Genomic DNA, 8,039 nt, shown 5'->3' with positions numbered 1-8,039 from the left:
AAATCGGTATCAACAAACTTGGCACACTATTGAGTTCTCAAACAACAGACACACCCGGCACCACCCAAACATTCCGTTCAGGATCGCTCCGGAGCAACTTTCCAAACTTACCCGCTGACCTCCTGCGTGTCAAACCGGCGTCCGCGACCATCCTCAGCGTAAGCTTTAGGGGGTTCGGTTTTCCGTCTGACTCCGTGGAGCAGCGCGGAAATAAACTCTACCACCACTCATTCGGGATCGCCAGTCCGCCGTCGGAAGGCCTCCCCCGAACACCCGAAGGGCCCGGAATCACGCGGATTCCGGGCCCTTCGTTCTCAGTCCCTACCTAGGCAGCCTGCGGGCTGGCTTAGCCGGCGGATGATGTTCCGGGTTTGAAGTAAGACGCTCCAAGCGGGGGCAGCGTGACACTCAATGTGGCCGGCTGGCCATCCTGCCCTTCGTTCGTTGCCTTCAGCTCTCCACTGTTCAGCACACCCGAGCCGCCATAGGTGGTGTGGTCCGTGTTCAGGACCTCGGTCCACGTGCCAGCCACGGGAACTCCCAGGGTGTAGCCGACGTGCGGGGCGCCGGAGAAGTTGATGGCGCAGACAATCGGATTGCCTTCGGTGTCCCGCCGGATGAAGGACAGGACGTTGCGGTCGGCGTCTCCCCCGTTGATCCACTGGAACCCGGCAGGAACGTTGTCCTGTGTGTAGAGGGCAGGCGTCGCAGCGTAGAGCTCGTTCAGGTCCTTGGTCAGGAGCTGCAGTCCGCGGTGGGCGGGGATGTCCGCAAGCCACCAGTCCAGTCCGTGCTGCTCGGACCATTCGGCTTCCTGGCCAAACTCCGTTCCCATGAAGATGAGCTGCTTGCCCGGATGCGCCCACTGGTAGGCGAAGAAGGCACGGAGGTTGGCCAGCTGCTGCCACCGGTCACCGGGCATCTTGCGGAGCATGGAGCCCTTACCGTGGACAACCTCGTCGTGGCTGATCGGCAGCAGGAAGTTCTCGGTGAAGGCGTAGACCAGGGAGAACGTGACCGTTCCGTGGTGCCACTTGCGGTTGTACGGGTCCTCCGAAATGTACTTCAGAGAGTCGTGCATCCAGCCCATGTTCCACTTCAGGCCGAAACCCAGGCCACCGTGGCTGGTGGGAGCGGTGACGCCCGGGAAAGCCGTGGACTCTTCCGCAATCATGACGGCGCCTGGGTGCGTCTTGTAGACGGTGGCATTGACTTCCTGCAGGAAGGAAATGGCCTCGAGGTTCTCCCGGCCGCCGAACCGGTTGGGCTGCCACTGGCCTTCCTGCCGCGAATAGTCGAGGTAGAGCATGGAGGCCACGGCGTCCACGCGCAGGCCGTCAATGTGGAACTCCTCCAGCCAGTAGAGGGCGTTGGCCACCAGGAAGTTCCGGACCTCGGTGCGGCCAAAGTCGAAGATCAGGGTGCCCCAGTCAGGGTGCTCGCCAAGGTTCGGATCCGAGTGCTCGTAGAGGGGCTCGCCGTCGAACTGGGCCAGCGCCCAGGAATCCTTGGGGAAGTGCGCGGGAACCCAGTCCAGCAGCACGCCGATTCCCGCCTGGTGGAGGGCGTCCACCAGGTAGCGGAACTCGTCAGGATGCCCGAACCGGGACGTCGGCGCGAAGTAGGACGTAACCTGGTAACCCCAGGAACCGCCGAACGGGTGCTCCGCAACCGGCATGAATTCCACGTGCGTGAACCCGAGCCACTTGACGTAGTCCACCAGTTCCTTGGCCAGTTCACGGTAGCCAAGGCCCAGGCGCCAGGATCCGAGGTGTACCTCGTAGACGCTCATGGCCGAGTTGTGCGGGTCGCGCTTGGCCCGCGCTTCCATCCACTCGTCGTCCTTGAAGGCGTAGGAGGGTTCCACCACCCTGGACGCCGTCAACGGGGGAACTTCCGTGCCGAACGCCAGGGGGTCGGCCTTTTCAACCCAGTAGCCGCCGCGTGTCAGGATCTCGTACTTGTAGCAGGCGCCTGCCGGGACGCCGGGGATGAACACTTCCCAGACACCGGAGGAACCCAGTGACCGCATGGAGTTTTCCCGTCCGTCCCAGGCGTTGAAATCGCCCTTGACGCGGACAGCCTGTGCGTTGGGCGCCCAGACGGCAAAGGATACGCCGTTGACGTCCCCAAGCGATGACTTGTAGTGCCGGACGTGGGCACCGAGCACCTGCCACAGCTTCTCGTGCCGGCCTTCGCCGATGAGGTGCAGGTCCACTTCGCCTACGGTGGGCAGGTAGCGGTACGGCTCATCAACGGTCACCGGGTCCTTGCCCGGGTAAGTGACGGAGAGCCGGTAGTCGGGCACGTGGCCGTGCTCCAGCGGTTCCAGGACTGCTACCCATACGCCGTGGGCCTCGTGCTGCATGGGCACTTCACCGGCCTGGGTGACCACCGTGATTGCTTCGGCCAGATGCTTCACGGTACGGATGGTGACGTGCCCGTAGTCGTCCAGGTGCGCGCCCAGGACGGAGTGTGGGGCGTGGTGTTCACCGTTCGCGATCCTGCCCAGGGTGCCTTCATCCACGTGCAGCGGCACTCCCGGGCGGTCAGTTCGTGCTGAGCCTGTCATTTCGTTACCTTCCGATGCTGCGCCGGCGTGATCACCGGCGCCGTTACCGCTTAGGAGCCGCCTGGAGGCGTTTACTGGAATCGCCAGCCAGTCGGGCCTGTTACGCATTTCATAAACAACTTCGTACAGCGCCTTGTCCAGCCACAATGCCACAAACAGGGGCGAGGACCGGTCCACCGTGCCGGGAATGACCCCTGCGTAGCCGGCAAGGAAGGCGTCCGAACAATCATCAACCCAGCTGTCGGGGACTTGGGCACCTTCCTGCTCGCGCTGTGCTGCTCCGGCGGCGTAGTCGAAGGACCGGAGCATTCCCACCACGTCGCGGAGGGGTACGTCCGGGACGTTCCGCTCGGCGATGGGACGCAGGGGCTCCCCCTCGAAATCCAGGATGGCCCAGCGGGACTCGTCGCCGGACTGCCCGGTCACAAGGAGGATCTGGCCCAGGTGCAGGTCGCCGTGGATCCGCTGCAGGGGCCCGGCCGGAACCTTGTCGACGTCGGCCAGCAGGGTGTCCAGGGCGTCGTCGTAAGGTCCGACGGCGGCATGGGCTTCTGCCCAGGCAGTCCGGACACGCTGGGCAACAGCAGGTCCGGGAGCCTTGCCGGGTTCCGGCTGGGATGATTGCCCCAGTGCCTCCGCCAGGCGTTTGTGCACAGTGGCGGTGGCTGCTCCCAGGGCGCGGGCTTCTGCCGTGAAGTCGGTGCCGGAGCGGGCGGCGTCCACCGCCAACCGCCAGGCGTCACGGCCGCCGGCGAGGAATTCGTGGGCGACGGCAAGCTCACCCTGGACGTAACGGGTGCCGTCTCCGGCGTCGCCGGGCTTCCCGAGCCATTCGCCGCGGACCCAGCCGAGCGTTGCGGGGACTTCCGCGGTTCCGGCCTTGGTCAGGGCAGCGCCGACCTCGATTTCCGGGTTGGTCCCGTCCGACAGGACCCGGAAGAATTTCACCATGGCGGCCGATTCGCCGTCGTCCACGATGACGGAACTGTTGGACTGCTCGCCTGAGAGCACCTTCACCACGCCCTTGGCCGTGGGCAGGCAGTGGGTCCCTTCCACGCGGAATCCGGTGGCAGTGCCGTTCGTGGCCTTTGACTCTTCCCGGATGAGGTCGAGCCAGGCGCCCACGAAGTCGGGGTCGTGCACTGCGTCGTAGACCCAGGGGCGGGTGGGATCCATTCCGGCGGCTTCGCCTATCAGCGCGCGTTCCATGCCGCCGGCAGGTGCGGGCCTGAAGCTCAAGGGGACCTGGACCACGGCGGTGCGGGGGCCGCCGTCGGGCCCCTCAGTGGTGACGTTGAGGAGGAACACGGCCAGCGCGGCGTGCCCGCTGGCGTCCTCCAGGCCCAGGCTGCCGGCCTGGGAGATGGTGAAGTCCGGGGTTTTGACGGGGAACCACCGCTGCTGCGGCAGCCATTCCTTGAGCAGCGCGGTAAGGGCAGGAGTGAGGATTGGCTGGTTCATCTCAGTTCTCTATCGACAGGATGGGCATGGCCTGGGTGTAGGGCGACGACGGACTGGACCCCGCCGAACGCATCCGGAGCCAGAAAAAATCGTGGCTTCCGATGGTCAGTGTGAGGGTGCCGTCATCGCCGATGCCGGGGAAGATCTGTCCGCCAAAGACGTCACGCAACCCGCGCCCGGCGTATTCGGGGACGCGCAATGTGGCAGCGACGGGGTGCTGGGAGAGGTTGAAGGCGCACAAGATGGTTTCGCCGTTGACGCCGGCAGGGTTGCTGTCCGGCAGTACGCGAAGGTAGGCCAGGACGGCGTCGTGGTCTGCCTCGACGTGCTTGAATTCGCCCAAACCAAAGGCTGGGTGGTTCTTGCGGACGCTGAGGATCTGCCGGGTCCAGCGGAGCAGGGACCCGGAATGGGCGGCCTCGGCTTCGACGTTGGCCATGCTGTAGTTGTAGACCAGCGACTGGATGGGCGGCAGGTACAGCTTGCCGGGGTCCGCGTGGGAGAAGCCCGCGTTCCGGTCCGGGTTCCACTGCATGGGGGTACGGACGGCGTCGCGGTCCTCGAGCCAGATGTTGTCCCCCATGCCGATCTCGTCCCCGTAGTACAGGAACGGGCTGCCCGGCAGGGACAGCAGCAGGGCGTTGATCAACTCGATCTCAGCCCGCGAGTTGTCCAGCAGCGGCGCCAGCCTGCGCCGGATGCCGATATTGGCGCGCATTCTCGGATCGGGGGCGTACCAGCCCAGCATGGCGGCGCGCTCGTCCGCAGTGACCATTTCCAGGGTCAGCTCGTCGTGGTTGCGGAGGAACGTGCCCCACTGTGCGCCCTCCGGGATGTCCGGGGTGTCCCGCATGGTTTCGATGATGGGCGCGGCCTTCTGGTCCCGCAGCGCGTAATAGAGGCGGGGCATGATGGGGAAGTGGAACGCCATGTGGCATTCGGGTTCATCCTCGGTGCCGAAGTACTCCACCACTTCGTTGGGCGGCTGGTTGGCCTCAGCGATGATGACGCGTCCGGGGTAGCTTTCGTCCACCATGGTGCGGAGCCGTCGGAGGAACTCGTGGGTTGCCGGAAGGTTCTCGCAGTTGGTCCCTTCCTCCTCGTAGAGGTACGGGATGGCGTCCGCGCGGAACCCGTCAATGCCCTGGTCCAGCCAGAAGCGGACCACATCGAAGAGCGCCTCGATTACCTTGGGGTTTTCGAAGTTCAGGTCCGGCTGGTGGCTGAAGAAACGGTGCCAGAAGAACTGGCGCCGGATGGGATCGAACGTCCAGTTGGATTCCTCGGTGTCCACGAAGATGATGCGCGCGTCCTGGTACTTTTCGTCCGTGTCGCTCCAGACGTAGAAGTCCCCGAATGGACCGTCAGGATCCTTGCGGGACTCCTGGAACCACGGGTGCTGGTCCGAAGTGTGGTTCAACGGCAGGTCGATGATGACCCGGACGCCGCGGGCGTGGGCTTCGGCCACGAGCCGCTTGAAATCGCTGATCGTGCCGAATTCGTCGAGGACCGAGTTGTAGTCGGAGATGTCGTAGCCGCCGTCGCGCAGCGGTGACTGGAAAAACGGGGGCAGCCACAGGCAGTCCACGCCCAGCCACTGCAGGTAGTCCAGCCGGTCGATGAGTCCGGAGAAATCCCCGGACCCATCGCCGTTGGCATCCGCAAAGGCCCTGACAAGTACTTCATAGAACACGGCCTTGCGATACCACAGCGGGTCATGCTGGAGGCCAGGCGCATTTAGCTCGAACGTGCTCTTTGGGGTGAAGTGGCCGGAACTTTGCGGATTGAAATTCACGAATGCATTCTCCTCACGCTCAGGATGTGGGCCGGTTCCACGTGCGGATCAAGCCGCACGTAGTTGTACTCGCCCCACTCCCAGCTTTGGCCGGAGATCAGGTCGTCCACGTAGAAGCCGCCGCCCGGGGTGCGGTCCTGCGGGTCCAGCTCCAGGGCTGCCAGGTCCAGGACCACACTGCATTCCTTGGTGACGTGGGGGTCCACATTAACCACCACGATGATGGTGTCCTTGGAGCCGTCGGGAAGGGTCTTGTGCTTGGAGTAGACCACCGTGGACTCATCCGTGCTTTGGTGGACCGTCAGGTTCTGCAGGTCCAGCAGCGCCGGGTGGTCGCGCCGGATGTGGTTAAGCCGGGTGATGTACGGCGCCAGCGAGCGCCCGGATTCCGCGGCGGCGTCCCAGTCGCGGGCCTTGTACTCGAACTTCTCGTTGTCGATGTACTCCTCGGCGCCGGGCCGGGCGACGTGCTCGTACAGTTCATAGCCCGCGTAGACGCCCCAGAGCGGGCTTCCCGTGGAGGCAAGGACGGCCCGGATCCGGAACGCCGCCGGCCCGCCGTACTGCAGGTACTCGGTAAGGATGTCCGGGGTGTTGACGAAGAAGTTGGGGCGGAAGAACGCGGGGGATTCGTGGCTGACTTCGTCGAAGTACGCCTCGATCTCCTTCTTGGTGTTCCGCCAAGTGAAGTAGGTGTAGGACTGCTGGAAGCCGGCGCGGCCCAGCGCGTGCATCATGGCGGGGCGGGTGAAGGCTTCGGCGAGGAACACCACGCCGGGCGCTGTTTTATTCACTTCGGCAATAAGCCATTCCCAGAACCACACCGGTTTGGTGTGCGGGTTATCCACCCGGAAAATCTTTACGCCGTGGCTGACCCACAAGAGGACAATCCGCAGAATTTCCTGGGAAAGCCCTTCCGGGTCATTATCGAAATTGAGCGGATATATGTCCTGGTACTTCTTTGGCGGGTTTTCGGCATAGGCAATGCTGCCGTCCACCCGCGTGGTGAACCATTCCGGGTGGGACTGCACCCATGGGTGGTCGGGGGCCGCCTGGAGCGCAAGGTCCAGGGCAACTTCCAGGCCCAGCTCGTTGGCCCGCGCAACGAAGGCGTCGAAGTCCTCGAAGGAACCAAGGTCGGGATGAATGGCGTCGTGGCCGCCCTCCTTGGCTCCAATGGCCCAGGGTGAGCCGGGATCGTTGGGGCCGGCAACCAGGGTGTTGTTCGGTCCCTTGCGGTGCTGGACGCCGATGGGATGGATGGGCGGCATGTACAGGACGTCGAACCCCATGGCGGCCACCGCATCGAGCCGCTGTGCCGCGGTCCGGAAGTTTCCGGAGGTCCATTCCCCTGTGTTGTGGTCCTTGACCGCGCCTTCGGAGCGGGGAAAGAACTCGTACCAGGCGCCGCGGCCGGCCCTGTCCCGCTCCACCAGCAGCGGATACTTCTCGGAAACCGTCACCAGTTCCCGGATGGGCTGGCGTGCCACGATGTCTGCGATTTCCTGGCTGAACCCGGCGCCCAGCCGTTCCTCGGTGCTGCGGGACTGGTCGGCCAGGACGCCGGAAGCGTGCCGCAGGGCGGCCCGGTCAACGTCGTCCCGGAAGTCTTCGGCGGACGCTTCGCCCAGCAGTTTGGCACCTTCGGCGAGCATGAGTTCGACGTCGATTCCGGCGTCGATCTTCACCTCAGCGTTGTGGTGCCAGGTGCCGTAGCGGTCATGCCAGGCTTCGATCACAAAGGACCAGTGCCCGGGTTCCGACGGCGTGAGCACGCCTTCCCAGCGGTCGGTTCCCATCCCGCGTTCCCCGCGGGGCGGCGCAAGCCGCACGCGCTGGCGCTCCGCACCGGAGGGATCCAGGAGTACGGCGCTGACGCCGAGCTGGTCGTGCCCTTCCCGGAAGGCGGTGGCGCCCACCACGATGGACTCGCCGGGCAGGGCTTTGGCCGGAAACTTGCCGCCCTCGACGACAGGCTGCACGGCGGTGATGGGAAAACGCCCGAACCGCAGGCCCTCGGTGATGCGGCCCTGGGGCATTTTGGTGGATGCGGCACTGGTTCCTGAGTTAGTCGTCACAGGCTCGACGTTAGCGAGAAATGGCCAGGATTGCTAAGCGTGCTCACTAAATTCCTTGTGCCGTGGCGTAATTTCTCCATGCCCCTGTCATTTACCCAAAAGAAACCGAAAGCTGGTTCCAGCCGCGCATGTT

At 64.5% G+C, this 8,039-nt stretch carries 3 protein-coding genes; all 3 read right to left on the bottom strand.

The annotated features are described in order from the left end of the window. Positions 1–346: 346 nt before the first annotated feature. The 3 genes from ASG86_RS03505 to ASG86_RS03495 are packed head-to-tail and all read right to left on the bottom strand — an operon-like array spanning position 347 to position 7,867. Entirely contained in the window at positions 347–4,033 is a 3,687-nt protein-coding gene (locus tag ASG86_RS03505) for a 1,4-alpha-glucan branching enzyme (RefSeq protein WP_056330292.1), read from the bottom strand. Between the two features lies 1 nt (position 4,034). Further along, positions 4,035–5,828 carry a maltose alpha-D-glucosyltransferase gene (treS, locus tag ASG86_RS03500; RefSeq protein ID WP_056330289.1) on the bottom strand — a complete coding sequence of 598 codons (1,794 nt, stop codon included), beginning with the start codon at positions 5,826–5,828 and terminating at the stop codon, positions 4,035–4,037. Continuing rightward, positions 5,825–7,867, bottom strand: a complete 2,043-nt coding sequence (locus ASG86_RS03495) for an alpha-1,4-glucan--maltose-1-phosphate maltosyltransferase (RefSeq protein WP_056330286.1) — start codon at positions 7,865–7,867, stop codon at positions 5,825–5,827. Before ASG86_RS03495 ends, treS begins: the two co-directional genes overlap by 4 nt. Between the last annotated feature and the right edge of the window lie 172 nt (positions 7,868–8,039).

The organism is Arthrobacter sp. Soil764 (assembly GCF_001428075.1).
In the GTDB taxonomy this organism is placed as follows: domain Bacteria; phylum Actinomycetota; class Actinomycetes; order Actinomycetales; family Micrococcaceae; genus Arthrobacter.
Note: the sequence above shows the minus strand (reverse complement) of the source record. Positions and strands in the feature narration are given on the sequence as shown.

What these genes read in the sequence shown, in the direction of transcription:
- ASG86_RS03495 (WP_056330286.1), bottom strand. Translation starts at nt 7,867, where the DNA reads ATGCCCCAGGGCCGCATCACCGAGGGCCTGCGGTTCGGGCGTTTTCCC.
- ASG86_RS03505 (WP_056330292.1), bottom strand. Translation starts at nt 4,033, where the DNA reads ATGAACCAGCCAATCCTCACTCCTGCCCTTACCGCGCTGCTCAAGGAA.